Below are 17799 nucleotides of genomic sequence, written 5' to 3'. Positions count from 1 at the left end.
AGTTTAATACATAATTATTGAAGGAGGAATATGCCGGAAGCATATTGTGACCTTTTCAATACCAGGGGGCACGAAGAGGCGTCTTTGTGCGATGCAGGGCGGGCACGCGCGGCGGAATCGGCTTTTATTAAAAAACATACAAGGAGGAAATTTAGAAATGCAGAAAATAATCAAAAAGAACCGCAAAAAGGGCTTTACACTCGTTGAACTTCTCATCGTAATCATCATCATCGGTATACTCGCAGGTATGATGATGCTGTCAACTGGCGCGGCGACTGACAAGGCTGAGGCTACGAAGATTCTCTCAAATATGAGAAATATCAAGGCCGCGACAATCATGATGTATTCTGATAATGATAATAAATGGCCATCGGATGATATCAAGGCGATTGGTGATACTATTGATACTACTCCTAATTCGATTGAAAAATATCTGGACAGCAAGCCGACAGGCGCTACTTATTCTGTAACTTTCCCTAAAGCGGATACAACTGGAATAAAAGCTACGATTAAGGCTGAGAAAATTGATAAGAATATTGCAGAAAAACTTACTGGGCTTGAGAGTAGTGGTGTAACAGTGTCTGACACAACAGCTTCCATGAATATTAAGTAACGAGATAAAAAACAGTTTTCCGTCTTTCCACCTATCTCCATTAGCGTAGTCTTACAAACGCTTTCAAATTAATAATCCGCTATCCTTTTTAATGACAAGAGGCTTTGCCTTAGTCATAAAGGGAGGCGGATTTTTTCGTCTCTTCGGCGCGTATCTATGTACCGCGAAAATAAATGAAAAGAGGATGCGAAGGATGAGCGAAAGCGAGAGACAGGAAACAAAAAAAGAAAAGGATATTTCAAAGGCATTGACGCAGAAGCATTTTATGATACTCATCGTAGTCATTGCGCTGACGACAGGTTTTCTGATGAACACGGAGCACAACGCCACCGCCGTAGCGCAGGCGCACAGGATAGCGGCGGATATGAGCAACGTGCGCGCCTGCACCTACGCCTACTTTGCGGACACAGCCTCGTGGCCGCGGTCGCTTGAGGATATACAGCGCCAGACGGCCTCAAAGATAAACATCGACGTGACGGGCCTCTCCGTGGTGGACGACGGCGGCGCGCTCTTTGTCAAGTACGACGGAGCGGCGACGGAGATCATCCCAAAGGCGGACAACAAGGTAGCGGCGGCGCTGAAAGCCCTCGCGGAAAAAGACAAGCTTTACGCGGCGCCCACGGCCGACCCCAATAAAAAACCCGACTACGCCGGCGGCAAAGATGTCTACATGCTGATAAAGACGGCAAACTACAACCCAAACGCACAGTTTTAGAAAATAAAAATAAGAAAACAAAAGCTGCTGGCCCCGCACAGGGCCGCTGCGGGAAGAGGTGCGGCCACACCTCTTCCCACAATGATAACCCCCCTCGTTCACAAACTTTCGCTATATATTTTTCAGCGATTTAATATATAATGGTTACGCTGGCGGCAAGTATTCTTTGCTTTACGTCGTGCCGTTGCTAGTCTTTATATTTGTCGATGGGGGAGTCTCATGGGCTTTTTTTTGAAGAAGAAAAAAATATCCGCCGGCCTCATGCTGGACAGCGGCGTTTTCCGTTATCTGTCTCTTGAATGCGCGGACGACGTCTACACCGTCGTCGATTCCGTCACGGAAAAGATACCGGAGGGATATATGCACTCCGACGACCCGTTTGAGGACAACGGCGCCTATCTCGACCTTATTTTCAGTTATATCTCCTCCTCCATTTCATCATTCCACACCGCCGTCAATTTCGCCCTCCCCATCACTGAATCGCTGCTGCGCATAGTCGCTATGCCGGGCATGACGCTGCCGGAGGCAAAGCAGGCCTTTCGCTATGATTTTGAGAATTATTTTCCCTTCGCGGAGAGGGACGGCGTCTATGACATCGCGGAGATAGATTACCCGCTGACGGAGGATACGACGGAACAGCGCTTTCTCGCTGCCGCCGCGCGCCGCACTCTTTTGGACAACATAGCAAAAGGGGCGGCGGCGCACAACATTCGGCTCTTGTCGCTTGAACCGGCGCAGATTGCGCTTGAACGGGCCGCAAGCCCGGCTGTGCCGATAGAGGACGCCTGCGTCTTCGTCTACGCGGGGCAGCTGCGTTCGGTGCTCATCCTTTCGTGGCACGGCAACGGCATCTTCTACCGCAACATTTCGTTCGGCTTCCCGGCGGAGACGATGGCAAAGGGCGCCGATTCTGACGAATACAGGGACAACGCCTTTTCGTTCGTGCGCGACATTCGTTCGTCGCTGCAATTCGCGCTTTCGCAGAACAGGGGCTTTTCCACAAAGTCGCTTTATCTTTTCGGCCCCGGCGCAACGCCCTATTTAAGAGACCTCATGAAGGACTCCATCACTATGGGCACTGTGATGCAGGTGGACCCAATGAAGATACACGGCATTGATTTCAGAAACAGCGGTGAATGGGATATTGCGCTGGGATTGGCGATGAGATGATATGGTCGTAAAGCTGGATCTTCGGATAAACAAACAGGAATCGGCCGCCGAACAGGAAAAGAACGGCAGGCATTATCTGCTTTTCTCTCTCGCCGCCGTCTTTACACTTACTTTTATGCTGCTTTTTTCTATGACCTGCTGGAAATTTTATTCAATTCTTGGCGAGCGCGCCGACATCGCGCAGTCGATGCGGATAAACGGCGAGCGGATGGCTGCGATGGACAAGGAATACGAACGTCTTTCGCAGCAGAGCGCGGCCATTGAGGCGAAGCTTGATTATTCGCTGGGCGACGTGCCCTCTGTTGAATTTCTTTATGAGCTGAATAACAAACTTATTGACGGTGTAGTGGTGGAATCGCTCACTATGACGGCGGCTGCGGCCACCATCAAGGGCGTCGCCTTCGCCGACGAAGAGGTATTGCAGTTCGGCGACGATCTGCTGTCCGCGGCCACGGTCGCCTCCGTCTCTTTGCCGACCATCGCGGCGGCTCAGCGAAACGGCGTGAAGCTGCGCGCATTTTCCATTGAGCTGAAGCTTAAGCCTCTTGCCGAAGCGCTGAAAGACGGCGGTATTGAAAAGGCCGCGGAAGCCGCGCCGAAAACAGATGGCGCGCCCGCGCCCGAACAAAACGAAAAGACTGGCGAAACGGAAGGCGGCGGCGCACAATGAGAAGTTTTGACATCACAGAGATGAAGCGCGCCCATCTGATGGCGGCTGGAGCCGCGGTTGTTTTCGCGGTGGCTTTGCAGTTTATCCTGATGCAGAAGCTGGCCTCCGCCTATCAGCAGCTTGACCTTTCATATCAGGAGGCGCAGGTGCAGCGGGCGGCTATGGAGTCGCGCGCAGACGCCGTCCTCCAGTACAAGTCGCTTGTTAAGATAGACGACAAGGGGCTGCCTGGCCCGGTTGAGTCGCCGAATAAATTTTATTCCGTTCTGCTTGGGCTGCTTTCTTCGCAGAGCTTTGACGACGCGGACGTGACAAAGGCGGAGGAGACGGAACAGAACACCTCTTTTAAGGTAGCAGGCGTCGCGAACTACAATCAGCTGCTGCATCTGCTCGCCTCGCTGCGGCAGGGCTCCTATATGATGCGCGTCACGGAGCTGTCCATCGAAGGCATGACGAACAACGAAGTAAAATATGGATTCACCGTCTCCGCGATGGTGAGCCCGCCCGCTGCGGCGGCTGTGGGGGCGGCGAAATGAAGAAGTTTGATCTCAAAGGGCTGCATCTGCCGTCTTTAAAAAATATGAAATCTATAAGCGCGAGCGGATTTATGCGGAGCCTAAACAGCCGCGCCGCCGCTATGTCGCCGGAGGACAAAAAAAAGAGCTATATCTCGACGGCGGCAATTCTCGTCATGGGTGCGGCCTCGGTCTATACCTTTTACAATTTTACGAACATCATCAATCTTGGCTTTGAAAAGCCCGCGCACGAGGGGTTGCCCCGGATGAACGTCGAGGTCAAAAAACGGGCGGAGTCGCTGAACGCAAAATACGACGCGTTTGTCACTCTGCGCGAGCAGTCGCCGGAGCTTGCGGCTTTAGAGGACTCAGTGGGGCGGTCGCCGATAGCGCAGGTGACGCCGCCTCCAAAGTCGGCATCGGAGACGAGCGTTCCCGATTTTATCCCGACTGTCAAGATAAAGGCGCTCATCGTGCTGGGAGAAAAATCCGTCTGCACGCTTGACATCGACGGCGAAGAGGCGGGCCAGATATTGCAGCAGGGCGCGTCGTTCGGCGGAGGCAAAGGAAAAATTCTTTCTATAGATCCGAAAGGAGTGAGCTGGCAGTGGGCAAACAAAAAATACCGCACAGAATTATAAATATCTTTTTTTATCTGATTACGGCCTTTATCGCCTCGTCCGTGCTGTTTTGCGGCTGCGCGCAGGCTACGGAGACTCAGGCGCGCAAGCTGAAAAACTTGGAGCCGCGCATCGAGGGCCTACACATTTCACAAAACGGCGCAAATCAGGTGATACTTGAACTGCGCGGCGTAAAAATATCACACCCGGAGGCGGTAGAGTCTAACAACGCGGCGGCGCTTGCCTGGAGCAACATCCGCTTTCCGCAGGACACCGACAAACAGGATTGGTGGGGCGATTTTGAATGGGACGTTCTGCGCATCGACCTTAAAAAAAGCGAACAGTGGATGCAGAAGTACGACCTGCCGCTTGTGGAGCAGATAATCGTCACCTCTAACGATAAAAAGGGCATCACGCTGAACATCATAGGCCCGAAGCCGCTGGTTGTAAAAGAGATCTCCGGCATGGAAGGCTCAAACAGGCTGCGCATACAGCTTGACGCGCCAGCTACGGGCATCACTCCGCCTCCGCTCATGCCGCCCGCAAGGCCGAAGCCATACGGCGACCCGCTTGCCATCTCCGCGCCAGTGACGCTTGAACTACGCGACGTCTCCGTGCGCGAGGTGCTTAGGATGCTCGCGCAGCTTCGCAATCTGAATCTCGTGATCGACTCCACAGTTCCTGAGACGCCGATGACCTTCTCGTTCAAAAAGACGCCGTTCAACGAGGTCTTCTCGTATATGCTGCGCATGAACGACTTGGCCTATTCCTTCATGGGAAAGACGCTGGTGGTCGGCACAGCGGACAGCATCGGAAAGACGCTTGGACAGAACCAGACGCGCCAGTACAAAGTGGCCTACGCCGACACGGCGAAGCTGCCTGCAATCATCATGGGGCTTGTGCCGCTCGCAAAGCCGCCCGTCGTAGACGACAGGCTCCGCTGCCTTTACGTTACAGCCTCGCCTGAGCAGCACAGCCGGATAGAGACGCTGATGAACCGTATCGACCACCCGGGAAAGCAGGTAATGATAGAGGCGCGGCTCGTTGAGATAAGCGACGGCGCGCAGCAGGACATTGAATCAATGATAGCCGCGGTCTATCGCGGTTGGATATTCACCTACGGCGCGACGGGCCTTGGCAGCCGTTATACCTACGGCAACGGACTGATAAAGCCGAACGTCGACCCAGTGGGCACGACGACGCAGGGCGAGCTGCCGATGATAGGCGGCGGCACAGACTCTACCTTCCCGGCGAACGTTATAGACCCCGCCATGAAGATGCTGGACGCCGGCCTGCGCCTCATGGAGTCGGACAACAAGGGCAAGATCCTTGCCTCTCCCTCCGTCGTGGCGCTTGACGGGCAGAAGGCCACTGTGAAGCTGACGCACAACTACCTCTATCAGTCGGGCGTCGATGAAAACGGCAACCCCGAGTTCACAAATCAGGAGACGGGGCCTACCCTCGAATTTACGCCGATAATGGGGCGCGACGGCTTCATTACTATAAAAATGAAGATATCGACGGGCGAGATAGTCGCCTTCCGGCAGTCGGGCACCTCCGAAGCGCCGGAGACGACAAAGCGCGAGGTGGAGACGCAGGTACGCGTGCGCAACAGCGAGCTTTTCGTCATAGGCGGCCTCTATCAGGAAAACAAAACAAAGAACGTCTCGCGCGTGCCTATACTCGGCTATATACCGCTCCTCGGCAACCTCTTTAAGAACAGCACTACGAAACATTCAAAATCTCAGATGGCCTTTATCGCCATCCCATATATACTTGACATCCCGACCGGAGCGGCAGAGGTGATCGACATGCCGAAGGTCGGCCTGTACCAGTCAGGCGGGCTATAGCTATGCCGCATCAGCCAATCAAGGTCGTACGCCTTGGCGAACTGCTGATAAACGCTGGCGTCATCTCCGCTGGAAATCTGGAATCGGCGCTAAAAGAACAAAAGGCTTCGCATCTGCGCCTTGGCGAGATATTGATAAAGGACGGCTATCTGACGGAGAACCACCTGGCGGAGGCGCTCTGCACGCAGCTTGACCTGGATTTCGTATCGCTCGTCAACGTGCGCCCGCAGCAGGAGGCTTTGGCGGCCGTTCCAGAAAATGTCGCATCGCGGCTCAACATACTGCCCATATCGCTGCAAGGCGACGACAAAATAGTCGTCGCGATGTCCGACCCTATGGACACATACGCTGTAGACGAACTTTATCTTCTGACGAACAGGGAGTTAGAGATACGCGTGGCGACGGCTACGGACATCCACAAGGCTCTCGTCAGCTATTACAGGGTGCAGACGAGCGTCAACGACGCAATGAAGGACGTCATGAAGCAGGAGGGAGATTCCGCGAAGACGCCAGACATCGTGACCGTCTCGCAGACCACCGCGCAGGACGTGACGAACATCTCGGCGGACGCGGCTCCCGTCGTGCGCCTCGTGAACAGCATACTCGAACAGGCGGTGCGCGAGAAGGCCTCCGACATACACATTGAGCCCGCGGAAAACATGACGCGCGTGCGTTTCCGCATAGACGGCTCGCTTTTCAGCAATCTCGAGATACCCAGCAATCTGCACCAGCCGCTGGTCGCGCGCATCAAAATACTTTCCGGCATGGACATAGCGGAGAAGCGCCGCCCGCAGGACGGACGCATTTTGATAAAGGTCGCAGGCTCGCGCATCGACCTGCGCGTTTCGACTCTGCCGTCGATTTTCGGCGAGAAGGCCGTTTTGAGGCTTCTTGACCAAAACAGCGGACGCATCGGCATAGACAAGCTCGGCTTCGGCAAAGAGCAGCAGACGCTGCTTAAGAGCGCGATAGGCGCCTCAAACGGCATCGTGCTGGTGACGGGGCCTACAGGCTCCGGTAAGTCGACTACGCTCTATTCGCTGCTCGAACTTTTGAACGAACCTACGAAGAACATCATCACTCTGGAAGACCCTGTAGAATACACTATCGGCGGCATCACGCAGATACAGATCAACGAAAAGATCGGCCTCACCTTCGGCAGCGCCATGCGCTCGATACTGCGTCAGGACCCCGACATAATAATGGTGGGAGAGATCCGCGACACGGAGACGGCGGAGCTTGCCGTGCGCGCGGCGCTCACGGGACATCTCGTGCTGAGCACGCTGCATACTAACGACGCGCCGACCTCCATAAACAGGCTCGTTGACATGGGAGTTCCGCGCTTTCTGCTCTCATCGTCGCTGCGCGCCGTGGTGGCGCAGAGGCTTGTGAAAAAACTCTGTCCGTCGTGCCGTCAGAGGAGCTTTGTGACGGAGCTTGAATCTAAGGATTCGGGCATACCGGAGGGAACTCCCGTCTATACGCCGAAGGGCTGCGCGGAATGCCGCTTCACCGGATATAAAGGACGCACGGTCATCTCTGAGATAATGCCGATAGACCATACGCTGAAAAAGATGGTAAACGACGGCGCTTCGGAGCAGGAGCTTCGCACGCAGGCCATAAAGAACGGAATGCTTACGCTGCGCGAGGACGCGCGCAGGAAGGTCGAAGAGGGCGTCACCAGCGTGGAAGAGATGCTTTACACTACGCTTATTGATTGATAAGGAGCTGCCGTTATGCCTAATTTTCTGTTCCAGGACATCCTTGTAAACGCTATCCATAACAATGCAAGCGACATCCACATGAGCGTCGGCTCCGCGCCTATGCTGCGCATAGACGGCCAGCTTGTGCGTCTGCCGGAGCACACCGATTTGACTGACGAGGATATGCGCTTCGTCATTGAAGAGCTGCTTACGAACGACCAGTTCGCGCGCTTCAACGAGGAGCGCGAGTTCGATTTCAGCTTCGGCATGAATATCGGCAGCGGCGAGCAGCGCTTTCGAGCCAATCTTTTCTTTGAAAAGGGACACCCTGCGCTTGCGCTTCGCGCCATCACTACGAACATAAGGACGATAAAGCAGCTTAGCCTGCCGGAAGAGCTTAAAAAAATAGCGCAGAAGAACAGCGGCCTCTTCCTTGTGACAGGGCCTACAGGCTCCGGTAAGTCAACGACGCTTGCCGCTATGATACAGGAGATAAATATGACGCGCTCGCTGCACCTGATAACGGTGGAGGACCCTATTGAATATCTCTACAATTCGGAGCTGGCGCTGATACACCAGCGCGAGATAGGCAGCGATACGAAATCTTTTTCCGAGGCGCTGCGCCGCGCGATGCGCGAAGACCCGGACGTGCTGATGATAGGCGAACTTAGAGACCTTGAGACGATATCGGCCGCTGTGACGGCGGCGGAGACTGGACATCTTGTGCTTGCCACGCTGCATACACGGGACGCGGCGCAGAGCGTTGACCGCGTCGTCGACGTATTCCCGCCCTATCAGCAGCAGCAGATACGCATACAGCTCGCCTCTATGCTTCTTGGCGTGCTCTCTCAGCAGCTAGTGCCGCTTTCGGGCACGACGGGACGCACCATCGCCACGGAATTTTTGGTGGCGACGAACGCCGTAAACAATTACATCCGCGAGGGGAAGACTTCGCAGATAAAGAACGTCATCCAGACCGGTGCGGCGCTTGGTATGCACACTATGGACCAAGACCTTTCACGGCTTTGCAAAAGCGGCATCGTCAGCCGCCGTGACGCGCTTGCGCGCGCCTATGACATCGAGAGCTTCAACCGTTACATGATGTAGCCATGAAGCGGCGGGGCTTTTTCATAACAGAGGCGCTTTCCGCCGTCTTCATCTTCGCCGTTCTCGCAGCGGCGGCTTTTTCCATCCACTATATGAATTTCAGGCTTGAAGCCGTCTCAAACGAGGCGCTCCTGCGCGAAACGAGGGACGCGGAAACGGCGGCCCTTTTGCTGGTCTCACCGGATGCGGCGCTTGCGTCGACGCCGCGTTAGCCGCGCCTTTATACTTGCAGACTGTCTTGCCGCTCTTTTTATATTCGCACTCATACTGCCCGCGGCCTTGTCGTTGTGGCGCACGGCCTCTTTCGAGCTGCGGCTCTGCCGCGACAGGGCGGTGGCGCAGCGGCGCGCCGAGTGCGTCGCCGCCATTCTTGTAGCTCCGGTGTTTTACTGCGGCATGGGCATGGCGGCGGGCGCCGAAGGCTATAAACGCGGCTTCAACAACAGGCTCGCTACGCCGTTTAGCTGGAACGGGCCTCTTTCAATACTGCCCACTTACGACAAACGCCCCGAAGGGCTTTTGCGCGTCGCCTTCGGCTTTCCAGAAAGCGCGCGGCTGAAAAACGAGGCGCGCGGCGTGGAGAGCAAGGCAGAACTTACCTTCGACGCGCCGCCTGTTTTAAATTATCTGGACCTTTCGCTCTTTGATAAAGGCTCGTCTGTAAAAAACTGGCTTTTGTTCGCCGGCTGCCGCAAGCGGACGCCATTTTGCGCGCTTGCGGCAAACGGCGCGAAGCTTACCGTCAAAAATTACGCGGCGAAGGATTTTTATTTGCCCAAGGGCGACAGGATAGTCCATTTTCGCGCGCTTGAAGTTTTTTCGCGCGACGGCAAATTATATACGAATGACTTTCGCACGGCGGGGGAGCAGCCGCGTGAAAACGGCGTCTGCGACATACGCTTTCGCGTGCGCGACGATATGCGCGCGCTTACGGTCTATATTCTGATTCGCGGCGACGACGCGTCGCTTGCAAACGGCGCGGCGGCCGTCAGGCGCGTTGAAAATTGGCCGCCGGAATACCGCGTCGCGTACAACGAGTATCCGTATCCGCTTTATTCTTTTCAGTATAGTTGGCCGCTCTTAAATCTAGCGCGGGCCGCCGGTGAAAAGTGAGCGCCGGAAATTGCGCAGCTTTACGCTTCCGATTTTATGGAATTTTAAGTTAATATTTGATAAATCAACGCATATTATGTTATGATTTTACAGCATAGTCGTAAGAGATATATGTGGGCATGTGATATGCTCATTGCAAGATTACAGGGAGGCATTTTTGTATGGGACAAGTAGTTGATACGAGTGATTTTCGTCCAGGGTTAAAGATCAGATGGGAAGGCGGTATGTGGGTCATCCTCGAATGTTCGCATCACAAAATGGGAAGAGGGGGCGCCATCGTCCGCGGCAAGCTCCGTAATCTGGAGACCGGCTCTGGTGTGGAACAGTCCTTCAAATCAGGCGAACGCTTTGAAAGGATAGTTTTCGACGAAAAGCCCGCTCAGTATCAGTACAAAGATGGGGACGACTTCGTGTTCATGGATATGGAGTCTTTCGATCAGGTCATGCTCTCCGCAGAGATGCTGGGCGACACTGTGAACTACCTCATCGACGACCTAGAGGTGAGCTTCGATATGTTTGAGGGCCGCGTTATGGGCATCGAGCTCCCCAATCAGGTAACTATGAAAATAACCGACACCCCTCCGGGCTTCAAGGGAGACACGGCCTCAGGCGGCGGCAAACCCGCCACCACGGAGACCGGCCTTAAGGTAAACGTACCGTTCTTTGTTGAAAACGGCGAGATGGTCGTCGTCGATACAAGGACCGGCGAGTATCTGGAGCGGGCGAAGGGTTAAGCGTCACCGGCGGCTTCGTTCGGACTTTTTCTTCGTCAGATGGTCCGCGCGCTCCGTCGGCGGTAAATAAAGGCGCCGGCTCCACACTGGGCCGGCTGGGAGCACCCGTATAATCCAACAGGAGGGATTCAAAATGAGCGCACATGAGAAAATTGCATATCTTAAGGGGCTTATCGACGGTCAGAATTTAGCGGCTGATTCGCCTGACAAAGCAAAGTTTTACTCTGCATTGGTTGATGCACTGGATTCCCTGGCTGTTGCAATCGAAGAGCACGAAGAGGTACATCAGGAGCTCAACGAATACCTCGAGCAGCTGGACGAGGACGTATCTGATCTTGAAGACGAGCTTGACGAGCTCTACGACGATGACGACGAGTGCTGCCATCACCACGGTGACGACGATGATGATGACGACGAATGCGAAGAGTTTGACGAAGAGGAATACGAATCGGTGACCTGCCCGAACTGCAACAACGATTTCTATTTCGAGCCTGCGATGTATGACGAGGACGAAGACCTTGTCTGCCCGCATTGCGGAAAGCCCTTCAAGTTCCCGGAGAACTAGGCGGTCGAAAGCAAGCTATGTCCGCTGACCTGCGTCGCGCGCCGCGCCTTTCAGAGGCGTGCGGGCCGCGGTCGGCGGCACTAATAAGGGAGGAATTGCTGAATGGTCGAATCAATTAACGAGGATTTCAAAGCCGAAGACAAACAGGCCAATGACGTGGGCGTCGCGCAGTCAAATCTTGAGGGTAAAATAAGGATCTCAGAGGATGTCATCGCGCAGCTTGCAACAAAGGCGCTCAACAGCGTTGAAGGCGTCTCCCCGGCAAGTCCAGGACTCATGGCAAATCTCCGCCTCGGCAGGAAGACGGTAAACGGAGTCCGTATTTCGATCTCTGACGGAGATACTCCCGAAATAGTCGTGGATGCTTATATCTCTGTAAAGTACGGCCTCAGGATACCCGACGTCTGCTGGGATGTTCAGGAGGCTATCAAAGACCAGGTCGAACGTTACACAGGATATGCGATCAAGGGCGTGAACATTTACGTCCAGGGCATTACCTTCGCGGCAAACCGGGATCAGGACGCGGACGCCGCGGAATATCCCGAGGGTGTTGCGGACGACGAGGCCTAAGTTCACAGCTACTGACTACAAAGAAGGCCGGTTCGCACAAAACCGGCCTTCTTTTTCATGAGAGGCGGTGCAGAGAATGCTGTTTCTATGGACGACAACTGAGCTTGGTAAAATATGGCTCGACGGAGACGCTCTGAAACTGATCGTGTCAAAGCGGCTTCCCAAGGATTTTTATGTTCAGGAGGTCTCCTTCATAGGGGAAAAGAACCTGCTGAACGTCTATATAGCCGTGCCGGACGATACGGACGCGGAGACGAAGAGCGGCATCAGCCGCAGGCTTGACGGCCTTTTTTCAAAATCGGGCATAATGGTCCAGCTTAGCTGGGTCAACATCGCTCCGCAGGACAATAAAAAAACGACGCCCATCTGGACGCTGCCGCTTTTTTGGGCGGGAGCGGCGGGAGGAGTCACGGCTCTCTTCCACATGGGGATCACAGGGATACTCTGGGCGATTTTTTCCGCCGTCATTGGCTACGCCATCTCCTGGATAGTGATAACAGAGGACGGACAAAAGCAGGTTGCTGCCTTAAGGGAGCACTTTAGGAGATGATTTTTTGGTAATGTCACGAAAGGCGAGGCTTCGGCACAGGGCGCGCGAGATAGCGCTCCAGCTCATCTACATGCTGGATATGAGGCCCGAATGCACGCAGGCGGAGGCTATAGAGCTTTTTTCAGCGGACGAGGCACTTTTACTTTTTTACAAAGAGCTTGCGGCTGACGGCGAAGAGACGCCGGATCCCGCGAAATTTCCGTTTATCTCCGGCTTTGACCTCTCGCTCAGCGAATCCGAACGCGACGAAGTTTTGAATTACGCGGTGGAGCTTTTCCGGGGCGTGCGTTCAAACGAGACGAAGATAGAAGAAATAATCAGAGACAACATGGAGAGCAAGTGGCGTCCAGAAAGGCTCGTCGCCATCGACAAGTCGGTGATAGCGCTCACGCTCTACGAGGGGCTTGTTGCAAAGAGCGTCCCTGTGAACGTCTCCATCTCCGAAGCTGTGGAGCTTGCTAAATCATTCGGCACCGAGGAATCGGGGCGTTTTGTGAACGGAGTGCTTGGACGGATAGTCCGCAAAGATAATGCTCCAGAATAACGCAATACTTACTGTCGACGAGATGACGGCGACGCTCAAAGCGGCGCTGATGAGGGAACCCGCGCTGCAAAATCTTAGCGTGCGCGGAGAATTGCTCGGATTTAAAATGCACACGAGCGGGCACGCCTATTTTACGCTCATCGGCGAGAACTCGCGCGTCTCGTGCGTGCTCTTTCGCTCTTACGCCGGTTCGGTGCTCGTCTGGCCGAAGGACGGCGACGAGGTGCTTGTGCGCGGCAAGATAGACGTTTACGGCGCGCGCGGCTCCTATCAGGTCTACGCCACGACGCTTCTGCCTCTTGGCGCTGGCGCGAAGGCGCGCGCGAAAGAGGCGCTTCGCGCGAAGCTCGAAGGCGAAGGCCTCTTCGACGTGCGGCTCAAGAGGCCGCTGCCACGGTATCCGCAGCGTATAGCGGTGATAACATCGCAAACGGGCGCGGCGCTTCAAGATGTGCTGAAACTCCATTCGCTGCGCTATCCGTGCGCGGAGCTTGTCATAATACCGAGCCTGATGCAGGGCTTAGAGGCGGCGGAGGAGATAGTGAGGGCATTTGAACGCGCGCGGCGCCTCGCAGACCTTTCGGCTGTGATGCTGGTACGCGGCGGCGGCAGCCGCGACGACCTTGACACCTTCGACAATGAATTTGTCGTGCGCGCCATACGCCTCTCTCCCGTGCCTGTAATAACGGGGCTGGGACATCAGATAGACAGCACTCTTGCCGACATGGCGGCGGACGCGGCGGCGCCGACGCCGTCAGGAGCGGCCGAACGCCTCTTTCCAGACGGCGCGGCGCTTGCTTCCGGCATAAAAAACGCGGGACATATAATGCGCAGGCGCCTTGAAAACCGCATCTGCAACATGGACAAAAATTTTTTATCAATAAAAGAACGTCTTTATAACGCGGTGGCGCGCGGCGTCATCCAGCCGGCGGCGCAGACCGCGAACCGCGCGGAGGCGCTGCTTCTGGCTTCCGTTCGCAAAAAGACGGCGGACGAAGAACGCAGGCTTGCCTCGTTTGCCGCAAGGCTTGACAACCTGTCGCCTCTTGCGCTGCTTTCCAAGGGGTACAGCATCTGCCAGGACGCGGACGGGCGGCTTATACGTTCGGCCGCCGCGCTTGCGCCGGGGCAGGATATCCGCATAATCATGAACGGCGGAGAGGCCCGCGCCGTCATACGATCTGTTTCAGAATCATAATTTACGCCCGGAGCTGATATCATGCTGCCAGAAACTTTAAAATGGAATGACGGCGCGCTGTTCTTGCTGGACCAGCGGCTTCTGCCGCACGAGGTCGCATATATTCGATGCGGCAGCGCGGAGGAGACGGCGCTTGCCATAGAAAATATGACCGTGCGGGGAGCGCCCGCAATAGGCGTAGCCGCAGCCTACGGACTTGCGCTTGCGGAAAGAGAAAAATGCTTTGACGCGGCGGCGGCCCGCCTTGCGCATACAAGGCCCACGGCGGTCAACCTCTACTGGGCCATCAAAAAAATGACCTCCGTCCGGGCGGAGCACTTACACAGCCCCCATCTCTGCGAGATACTTACGCAAGCTGCGATAAAAATCCACAACGAAGACATAGAGATTAACAGGAGCATCGGACGGCACGGCGCCTGCCTTCTGCCGCGCGACTGCGCCGTCATAACGCACTGCAACGCGGGAGCGCTTGCCACTGCGGGCTACGGCACGGCGCTTGGAGTCTTTCGCGCGGCGGCGGAGAGCGGAAAAAATATAAAAATCTACGCGGACGAAACGAGGCCGCGTCTTCAGGGCGCCTCGCTCACCTCATGGGAACTTGCGCGCGACGGCCTTGACGTCACGGTCATAACGGACTCGATGGCGGCCTTTTTGATGTCTCGCAAAAAAATAGACGCGGTGGTGACGGGGGCGGACAGAGTTGCGGCAAACGGCGATTCGGCAAATAAAATAGGCACATACAGCCTGGCCATAGCCGCGAAGTATCACAACGTGCCATTTTACATAGCGGCTCCTCTATCAACCATTGACGCGGCCTGCGCGTGCGGCGCGGATATCCCCATAGAGGAACGCTCGCCGGACGAGGTGCGCAGAGTGCGCGGCGAACGCGTCACTCCGGATGATATGAAGGTGTGGAACCCGTCGTTCGACGTCACGCCGGCGGAACTGATAACAGGAATAATAACGGAGAAGGGCGTCATAGACGCTCCTTTTTCTCAAAATATAAAAACTATTCTGGGGAGGACTTATTAAATATGAGAAACGAATTTAAGATAGCGGACATAGCGCTTGCGCCCGAGGGGCACAGACGAATGGAGTGGGCGTGGGAGTACATGCCCGTGCTGAAGCTCGTAGCCGAGAAGGAGATGGCGGCCCAGCCTCTGACCGGAGTCGTTGTCGGCGCCTGCCTGCACCTGGAGGCAAAGACAGCCTGTCTTCTCAAAGTGCTGCATCAGCTTGGAGCCACGGTAGCCACCGCCGGCAGCAACCCGCTTTCAACTCAGGACCCTATATGCGCCGCGCTTGCCGAAGAGGGAGTGCATGTATTCAGCCGCAGGGGGATGTCCTCTGAAGAATACACAGAAAATATCCGCGAGATGCTCAAATGGGACCCGCAGGTGATAATAGACGACGGCGGCGACGTCGTCAGCATGATAATCGAAGAGCGCCGCGACCTCATCCCCAATATACTTGGCGGCTGCGAGGAGACGACGACCGGCATCAAACGTTTGCAGGCTATGGCCGACGAAGAGGTGCTGCCATTTCCGATGCTTGCGGTAAACGACGCGCAGAGCAAGCACCTTTTTGACAACCGCTACGGCACGGGGCAGTCAGTGTGGGACGCGATACTGCGCACGACGAACCTAATCGTCGCGGGCAAGCGCGTAGTCATAGTGGGCTACGGCTGGTGCGGCAAAGGCGCTTCAAAAAGGGCGGCGGGCCTTGGCGCGCGCGTCATCGTGGTGGAGGCGGATCCGCACCGCGCGCTTGAAGCGCTGATGGACGGCTTCGACGTGATGGATATGAACGAGGCGGCCGCCCACGGCGACGTCTTCATCACCGTGACTGGCAACACGAAGGTCATACGCCGCGAACATTTTGAAAAGATGAAGGACGGCGTGCTGCTTGCAAACGCTGGACATTTCGACGTAGAAGTCTACGTTCCCGACCTTCGCGAGATGGCAAAAGAGGTTCGCGCAACGCGCGACAACATAGAGACCTTTGTGATGGATGACGGCCGCAGGCTGCACCTTCTTGGCGAGGGACGCCTTGTCAACCTCGCGGCGGGCGACGGACACCCGGTTGAGATAATGGACCTGAGCTTTGCGATGCAGCTGCTCTCCGCGATGTATATCGCGACCCACACGATGGAGGCGGGGCTTTACAACGTTCCCGACGAACTAGATAAAAAGGTGGCGGAGCTGAAGCTTGAATCGCTCGGCCTGAAAACGGAAAAGCTCACGCCGGAACAGATAGAATATATGGCGAGCTGGAAGGAATAATAATGACGCAGGCCACCTATAAAAATGTCGCGGTGTGGGACGCGCAAAGAGGCGCAGCAAAGCTATGCGACGTAAGGGTAGAAGACGGCCTTTTTTCTGCGGTGGCTGCCGCGGGCAGTTTTGCTGACGACGCCGGCTTTAACGGACACGGAAAATGCGCGATGCTGCCTGGCTTCGTAAACGCGCACGGACACGCCGCGATGACGATGCTGCGCGGCATGGGCGAAGGGCTGCCTCTCATGGACTGGCTGCAAAAAAAGATATGGCCCGCTGAGGAACGCCTCACTGCGGACATCGTGCGCGCCGGCACACGGATCGCCATGATGGAGATGCTGGCAAGCGGAACCACCTGCTATGCCGACATGTATTTCTTTATGAGCGACGAGGCAGACGAAGCGCTTGCCGCGGGGATGCGCGCGGGACTTTCGCGCGGCATCGTCGGAGACAAGGACGGTTCCCGTCTGCGCGAAAATTTGCAGCTTGCAAAAGATTACAACGGCAAAGATGGCCTCATAAGCGTTCAGCTCGGGCCGCACGCGCCATATACCGTGCCCTTTGAGCTGATGGAAAAAGTTGCGGCGGCCGCCGTCGAAAACGACCTTGCGGTGCAGCTTCACTGGCTTGAAACAAAAAATGACTGGCCGATGTCAAACAGCCACATGACGCCCGAGGAATATCTAAAAAAGAGCGGACTGCTTGCCGTAAAGCATCTGCTTCTTGCCCACTGCGTCTGGCTTGACGAAGAGTGCCTGCCGTTTTACGCCCGCCCCAACGTGACGCTGGTCAATAATCCAAAAAGCAACTTAAAGCTCGGAAGCGGCATAGCGAAGGTAGACGCGATGGTCAAAGCGGGAGTAAACGTGGCTATCGGCACGGACGGAGCGTCCAGCAACAACGGCCTCGACATGTGGGAGGAGACGCGTTTCGCCAACCTTCTCCAAAAAGGCGCAGGATTTGACGCGACGGCGCTTTCAGCGGAAAAATCGCTTGAGATGGCCACGATAAACGGAGCGCGCGCGCTTGGTTTTGAAAATACGGGGCTTATCAAAGAGGGCTGGAACGCGGACTTCATGCTGATAGACCTCGACAGCCCGAACTACGTCGGCTGGGACGAAGAAAATCTCGCCGGCTGCATCGTCTACGCCGGTTCTTCGCGCGACATAATGAGGACTGTAGTCGCGGGCCAGGTGCTCTACGACAGCGGGATATTCACGACGATAGACGCAGAAAAAACGCTCGCCGACGCAGCCGCCGGAAGAAAGATACTGACGGCGTAAATT

20 protein-coding genes are annotated in these 17799 nt (G+C 55.5%); all 20 read left to right on the top strand.

Features of this window, described 5'->3' with window-relative positions:
• Positions 1-157: 157 nt before the first annotated feature.
• The 20 genes from RRY12_00620 to RRY12_00525 all read left to right on the top strand — a co-directional run bounded on the left by RRY12_00620 (position 158) and on the right by RRY12_00525 (position 17796).
• The gene (locus RRY12_00620; protein MEG2183172.1) at positions 158-613 is read left to right on the top strand and encodes a prepilin-type N-terminal cleavage/methylation domain-containing protein; all 456 of its coding nucleotides are present in this window, start codon (positions 158-160) and stop codon (positions 611-613) included.
• 193 nt (positions 614-806) lie between these two features.
• The gene (locus RRY12_00615; GenBank protein MEG2183171.1) at positions 807-1328 is read left to right on the top strand and encodes a hypothetical protein; all 522 of its coding nucleotides are present in this window, start codon (positions 807-809) and stop codon (positions 1326-1328) included.
• A 219-nt stretch (positions 1329-1547) separates the two neighbouring features.
• The gene (locus RRY12_00610; protein ID MEG2183170.1) at positions 1548-2498 is read left to right on the top strand and encodes a hypothetical protein; all 951 of its coding nucleotides are present in this window, start codon (positions 1548-1550) and stop codon (positions 2496-2498) included.
• Position 2499: 1 nt separating this feature from the next.
• The gene (locus RRY12_00605) at positions 2500-3168 is read left to right on the top strand and encodes a PilN domain-containing protein (protein ID MEG2183169.1); all 669 of its coding nucleotides are present in this window, start codon (positions 2500-2502) and stop codon (positions 3166-3168) included.
• Positions 3165-3704, top strand: a complete 540-nt coding sequence (locus RRY12_00600; GenBank protein ID MEG2183168.1) for a hypothetical protein — start codon at positions 3165-3167, stop codon at positions 3702-3704. Before RRY12_00605 ends, RRY12_00600 begins: the two co-directional genes overlap by 4 nt.
• Positions 3701-4324, top strand: coding sequence for a hypothetical protein (locus RRY12_00595; GenBank protein ID MEG2183167.1), 624 nt, complete (start codon positions 3701-3703; stop codon positions 4322-4324). Before RRY12_00600 ends, RRY12_00595 begins: the two co-directional genes overlap by 4 nt.
• Positions 4291-6153, top strand: coding sequence for a hypothetical protein (locus RRY12_00590; GenBank protein ID MEG2183166.1), 1863 nt, complete (start codon positions 4291-4293; stop codon positions 6151-6153). The genes RRY12_00595 and RRY12_00590 overlap by 34 nt, the downstream gene beginning before the upstream one ends.
• Positions 6154-6155: 2 nt before the next feature.
• Positions 6156-7874 carry an ATPase, T2SS/T4P/T4SS family gene (locus tag RRY12_00585; protein ID MEG2183165.1) on the top strand — a complete coding sequence of 573 codons (1719 nt, stop codon included), beginning with the start codon at positions 6156-6158 and terminating at the stop codon, positions 7872-7874.
• A 15-nt stretch (positions 7875-7889) separates the two neighbouring features.
• Positions 7890-8963 (top strand): type IV pilus twitching motility protein PilT, encoded by a 1074-nt coding sequence (locus tag RRY12_00580; protein MEG2183164.1) that lies wholly within the window; start codon positions 7890-7892, stop codon positions 8961-8963.
• Between the two features lie 2 nt (positions 8964-8965).
• Positions 8966-9175, top strand: a complete 210-nt coding sequence (locus RRY12_00575; GenBank protein MEG2183163.1) for a hypothetical protein — start codon at positions 8966-8968, stop codon at positions 9173-9175.
• Complete coding sequence (locus RRY12_00570) at positions 9156-10076, top strand: hypothetical protein (protein ID MEG2183162.1); 921 nt, start codon at positions 9156-9158, stop codon at positions 10074-10076. Before RRY12_00575 ends, RRY12_00570 begins: the two co-directional genes overlap by 20 nt.
• Before the next feature lie 161 nt (positions 10077-10237).
• Positions 10238-10810 carry an elongation factor P gene (efp, locus tag RRY12_00565; GenBank protein ID MEG2183161.1) on the top strand — a complete coding sequence of 191 codons (573 nt, stop codon included), beginning with the start codon at positions 10238-10240 and terminating at the stop codon, positions 10808-10810.
• A 229-nt stretch (positions 10811-11039) separates the two neighbouring features.
• Positions 11040-11375 (top strand): hypothetical protein, encoded by a 336-nt coding sequence (locus tag RRY12_00560; GenBank protein MEG2183160.1) that lies wholly within the window; start codon positions 11040-11042, stop codon positions 11373-11375.
• Positions 11376-11477: 102 nt separating this feature from the next.
• Positions 11478-11945 (top strand): Asp23/Gls24 family envelope stress response protein, encoded by a 468-nt coding sequence (locus RRY12_00555; protein ID MEG2183159.1) that lies wholly within the window; start codon positions 11478-11480, stop codon positions 11943-11945.
• Positions 11946-12021: 76 nt separating this feature from the next.
• Positions 12022-12495: a hypothetical protein gene (locus RRY12_00550; protein ID MEG2183158.1), complete on the top strand. Its 474-nt coding sequence runs from the start codon at positions 12022-12024 to the stop codon at positions 12493-12495.
• Between the two features lie 10 nt (positions 12496-12505).
• Positions 12506-13039 (top strand): transcription antitermination factor NusB, encoded by a 534-nt coding sequence (nusB, locus tag RRY12_00545; protein ID MEG2183157.1) that lies wholly within the window; start codon positions 12506-12508, stop codon positions 13037-13039.
• A complete protein-coding gene (gene xseA / locus RRY12_00540; protein MEG2183156.1) occupies positions 13026-14237 on the top strand; it encodes an exodeoxyribonuclease VII large subunit in 1212 nt (403 codons plus the stop codon). Before nusB ends, xseA begins: the two co-directional genes overlap by 14 nt.
• Positions 14238-14258: 21 nt before the next feature.
• On the top strand, positions 14259-15269 hold the full coding sequence (mtnA, locus tag RRY12_00535) for an S-methyl-5-thioribose-1-phosphate isomerase (protein MEG2183155.1): 1011 nt from the start codon (positions 14259-14261) through the stop codon (positions 15267-15269).
• Positions 15270-15271: 2 nt separating this feature from the next.
• On the top strand, positions 15272-16519 hold the full coding sequence (locus RRY12_00530) for an adenosylhomocysteinase (GenBank protein ID MEG2183154.1): 1248 nt from the start codon (positions 15272-15274) through the stop codon (positions 16517-16519).
• Positions 16520-16521: 2 nt separating this feature from the next.
• A complete protein-coding gene (locus RRY12_00525; protein ID MEG2183153.1) occupies positions 16522-17796 on the top strand; it encodes an amidohydrolase in 1275 nt (424 codons plus the stop codon).
• The last annotated feature ends 3 nt before the right edge of the window (positions 17797-17799 follow it).

Source organism: Cloacibacillus sp. (genome assembly GCA_036655895.1).
Classification (GTDB): Bacteria; Synergistota; Synergistia; order Synergistales; family Synergistaceae; genus JAVVPF01.
The sequence above is the reverse complement of the archived record's forward strand: the minus strand, read 5'-3'. Positions and strand labels throughout refer to the sequence as shown.

What these genes read in the sequence shown, in the direction of transcription:
- RRY12_00620 (MEG2183172.1), top strand. Translation starts at nt 158, where the DNA reads ATGCAGAAAATAATCAAAAAGAACCGCAAAAAGGGCTTTACACTCGTT.
- xseA (MEG2183156.1), top strand. Translation starts at nt 13,026, where the DNA reads ATGCTCCAGAATAACGCAATACTTACTGTCGACGAGATGACGGCGACG.
- RRY12_00615 (MEG2183171.1), top strand. Translation starts at nt 807, where the DNA reads ATGAGCGAAAGCGAGAGACAGGAAACAAAAAAAGAAAAGGATATTTCA.
- RRY12_00605 (MEG2183169.1), top strand. Translation starts at nt 2,500, where the DNA reads ATGGTCGTAAAGCTGGATCTTCGGATAAACAAACAGGAATCGGCCGCC.
- RRY12_00610 (MEG2183170.1), top strand. Translation starts at nt 1,548, where the DNA reads ATGGGCTTTTTTTTGAAGAAGAAAAAAATATCCGCCGGCCTCATGCTG.
- RRY12_00555 (MEG2183159.1), top strand. Translation starts at nt 11,478, where the DNA reads ATGGTCGAATCAATTAACGAGGATTTCAAAGCCGAAGACAAACAGGCC.
- nusB (MEG2183157.1), top strand. Translation starts at nt 12,506, where the DNA reads ATGTCACGAAAGGCGAGGCTTCGGCACAGGGCGCGCGAGATAGCGCTC.
- efp (MEG2183161.1), top strand. Translation starts at nt 10,238, where the DNA reads ATGGGACAAGTAGTTGATACGAGTGATTTTCGTCCAGGGTTAAAGATC.
- RRY12_00530 (MEG2183154.1), top strand. Translation starts at nt 15,272, where the DNA reads ATGAGAAACGAATTTAAGATAGCGGACATAGCGCTTGCGCCCGAGGGG.
- RRY12_00550 (MEG2183158.1), top strand. Translation starts at nt 12,022, where the DNA reads ATGCTGTTTCTATGGACGACAACTGAGCTTGGTAAAATATGGCTCGAC.
- RRY12_00600 (MEG2183168.1), top strand. Translation starts at nt 3,165, where the DNA reads ATGAGAAGTTTTGACATCACAGAGATGAAGCGCGCCCATCTGATGGCG.
- RRY12_00580 (MEG2183164.1), top strand. Translation starts at nt 7,890, where the DNA reads ATGCCTAATTTTCTGTTCCAGGACATCCTTGTAAACGCTATCCATAAC.
- RRY12_00575 (MEG2183163.1), top strand. Translation starts at nt 8,966, where the DNA reads ATGAAGCGGCGGGGCTTTTTCATAACAGAGGCGCTTTCCGCCGTCTTC.
- mtnA (MEG2183155.1), top strand. Translation starts at nt 14,259, where the DNA reads ATGCTGCCAGAAACTTTAAAATGGAATGACGGCGCGCTGTTCTTGCTG.
- RRY12_00585 (MEG2183165.1), top strand. Translation starts at nt 6,156, where the DNA reads ATGCCGCATCAGCCAATCAAGGTCGTACGCCTTGGCGAACTGCTGATA.
- RRY12_00525 (MEG2183153.1), top strand. Translation starts at nt 16,522, where the DNA reads ATGACGCAGGCCACCTATAAAAATGTCGCGGTGTGGGACGCGCAAAGA.
- RRY12_00595 (MEG2183167.1), top strand. Translation starts at nt 3,701, where the DNA reads ATGAAGAAGTTTGATCTCAAAGGGCTGCATCTGCCGTCTTTAAAAAAT.